Annotated in this window: 2 protein-coding genes, 1 tRNA gene and 1 pseudogene; 3 read left to right on the top strand and 1 reads right to left on the bottom strand. The window is 67.5% G+C overall.

Annotation, left to right across the window (positions count from 1 at the left end):
- Both AC5LUJ_RS24250 and AC5LUJ_RS24245 read left to right on the top strand, forming a co-directional pair.
- A pseudogene (locus AC5LUJ_RS24250) lies at positions 1-312 on the top strand (hypothetical protein); the annotation flags it as partial.
- Between the two features lie 102 nt (positions 313-414).
- Positions 415-487, top strand: a tRNA-Lys gene (locus AC5LUJ_RS24245).
- An 82-nt stretch (positions 488-569) separates the two neighbouring features.
- Here AC5LUJ_RS24245 and AC5LUJ_RS24240 read toward each other — a convergent pair.
- Positions 570-1,070: a tyrosine-type recombinase/integrase gene (locus tag AC5LUJ_RS24240; RefSeq protein WP_250285699.1), complete on the bottom strand. Its 501-nt coding sequence runs from the start codon at positions 1,068-1,070 to the stop codon at positions 570-572.
- Between AC5LUJ_RS24240 and AC5LUJ_RS24235 the strand changes: the two genes are divergently transcribed.
- A complete protein-coding gene (locus AC5LUJ_RS24235; RefSeq protein ID WP_493465862.1) occupies positions 1,045-2,091 on the top strand; it encodes an NsdA family TPR-like regulatory protein in 1,047 nt (348 codons plus the stop codon). The genes AC5LUJ_RS24240 and AC5LUJ_RS24235 overlap by 26 nt on opposite strands.
- Positions 2,092-2,706: the final 615 nt, after the last annotated feature.

The following is a 2,706-nucleotide window of genomic DNA, read 5'->3' as shown; positions in this document are numbered from 1 at the left end:
CCTCCCGCCCCTCCCGCCGCCACGATCTCGACGCCACGATCCGCGCCACACACGACCGTGCCCGCGCGGACACCCGCACGGGCCGCCGCGGCCCCCGCGCGGCCGACGGCCACCACAGCGGCGGCCGCGCCTCTCGCCGTCTGCGATCCGGCCTATCCGGACGTGTGCCTGAAGGACGGGATCGGCGACTACGACTGCGCGGGCGGTTCCGGGAACGGCCCCAACTACGTCACCGGGCCGGTCCGGGTGCTTTCCCCGGACCCGTTCGGCCTCGACAGCGATCACGACGGCGTCGGTTGCGAGAAGCCCTGAGGCCGATGTGGCCAAGTTGGTCCGGTCGGGGCCTACCCGTGGGCCCCGACCCCGCCGGAGCCTGGTACATTCGGACCCGTCGCAACGCACAGCACGCGACACGCGCCGCTAGCTCAATTGGCAGAGCAGCAGACTCTTAATCTGCGGGTTCGGGGTTCAAGTCCCTGGCGGCGCACCCGTTCTGACCTGCGGTTGTTACTCTTGGTGATGACTGTCTGAAGATCAATGTACCCAACGGTGTACCCATCTGCAATCGATCATTGTTGGTCGGTGTCGGTGTCGGTGTCGGTGTCGGTGGGGTCGGGGCCTCCGGCTTCGTCCGCGTTGTCGTCCTCTTCGTCCGTGGACCTGTCGCCGGTGAACAGGTGGTCCAGACGGCCCACGGCGTCCCGTTGGGTCTCGGGCATGACGTGGGTGTACGTGTTCATGGTCAGTTGGATGGTCGAATGTCCGAGTAGTTCCATGACCGTGCGCGCGGGCACGCCTTCGGAGAACAGCATCGAGGCGAACGCATGACGAAGATCATGTAGACGGAGCCAGGGGAGCCCGGCCTTTTCCCGAAGCTGATCGAACCGGCGGTTGACGTTCCGTGGTTCCAACGGGGTACCGATCGACGAGGTGAACACGAGACCCGTCTCAGCCCAGCCGTCTCCGCGTTCGAACCGTTCGCCCGCCTGCATCACCCGATGCTGACGCAGGAGCTCCACCAGCCGAGCCGCACTGTCACTCTGGATGGCCGACGTGCGCCGTCGGGACATGCTGCTTCGTTCATCATTCGTGCTCGGCGCACTCGCCGGCCCCAGCCGAGATTGGCTGTTGACCAGCCTGGACGCCGCCGACGCCGGCCGGCCCGCCCACGCGGACATGGCCGCGGTCGAGTCCATCCGCACCATGTTCGGCGTGTTCCAGGAAATGGACGTCATCCAAAGCGGCGGTGACATCGCCCGGCGCACCGTCGCCCAGTACCTCACCGAACACGTCCTCCCGCTCCTGCAGGAATCCCACCCCGAGCCCGTCCGCCAAGCCCTCTTCGAGGTCGCCGCCGAACAGACCTATCTCGCCGGCTGGATGGCGTTCGACTCCGGCCAGCACGGCATCGCGCAGCGCTACCTGATCCAGTCCCTCCGGCTCGCCGACGCCGCCGGTAACCGGATGCTCGGCGCCCATGTCCTGGCTGGCCTCTCCGACCAGGCAACCCAACTCGGCCACCCCGACGAAGGGCTCCGCCTCGTCCGCGCCGGCCGCCACGGTCTGCGTGGTCTGTGTGCTCCCGCCGCCCTGACCGACCTGTACGTGTTGGAAGCCCGCGCCCTGTCAGTCCTGGGCCGCTCCACCGACACCGCCGCGACGATCGCGCAGGCCGAAAAGACCTTCGATCTCATCAACCCGGCGAACGAACCCGAATGGGCAAAGTTCATCGACGAGCCCTACGTCACGGGGGAGATCGCGAACAGTCTCCGCGACATCGGCGACCCAGCCGAGGCCCACCGTTACGCCCGCCAGTCTGTCGAAGCCGCCCGCAAGCAGAACCGGGGACGCCGCGGGGCGCTGAGCCAAACTGTCGTCGCCGTCAGCTTCACCCAACAAAACGACCTCGAAGGCGCCATCACCGCCGGCCACACGGCGATCGACATCGCCGCCGGAGTCCCCACCTCCGCCCGCTACGTCACCGCCATGACCGACCTGCGGAAACGACTCGTCCCCTACCAGCGCGACGCCCACGCCCGCGAGCTTGTCTCCCGCATCGACCGCACCGCGCTTGCCAGCGCCGCGGCCTGACCACAACGGAGCCGACCGACGATCAGAGGCGCGGCCGGACGGACGACATTGGCTATGTACGAGGCTGACTGACTGCCGAATTATTCGTTTTAGGATCAAGGCGGTGGCGGTCCGCGCCGCGCGACCGGCTGCGCGCGGCCTGGCGGCCGTGCTCGCCGGGCGCGTCGCATCCCGCCGCCGCACAGAACCCAGGCCAGGAGTAGCAGGCACGCTGACCATTCTCGGTAAGCCGCGGCGCGCTGTTCGGGTCGACCGTCGCCGGTCGGGCGAATCCATACCGTACCGAGCGGCACGGATTCGCGCTGTTGGTCCTGTTCCGTGGTCAGCCTCACCGACCATCCGGATGCGTTCCACGACGGGCGCGTTCGCAACCAACGGAGACGATCAGCGCGAACGCCAGAAGCATACGAAAACCGAGCAATGGGCACGCCAGCGGGCAGCCGGGAGACAGTAGGGGTCGCTTCGCTCCCCGGACAGCCCGACCCCTCACCCTAGGCAAAGGCGAGACCATCTATGGTCGCCTTCCGAGAAAGCGGCAACAATTTTGGATGCCCATCGGTGGCATTGGTGGACTGTTCACTGGGCGGCGGACAACGTTTGAGCTTCCTCGGTGGC

This window comes from Protofrankia sp. CiP1_Cm_nod3 (assembly GCF_982290655.1).
Note: the sequence above shows the minus strand (reverse complement) of the source record. Positions and strands in the feature narration are given on the sequence as shown.

Coding starts and splice junctions, on each gene's coding strand:
- AC5LUJ_RS24235 (WP_493465862.1), top strand. CDS start 1,045: ATGGCCGACGTGCGCCGTCGGGACATGCTGCTTCGTTCATCATTCGTG.
- AC5LUJ_RS24240 (WP_250285699.1), bottom strand. CDS start 1,070: ATGTCCCGACGGCGCACGTCGGCCATCCAGAGTGACAGTGCGGCTCGG.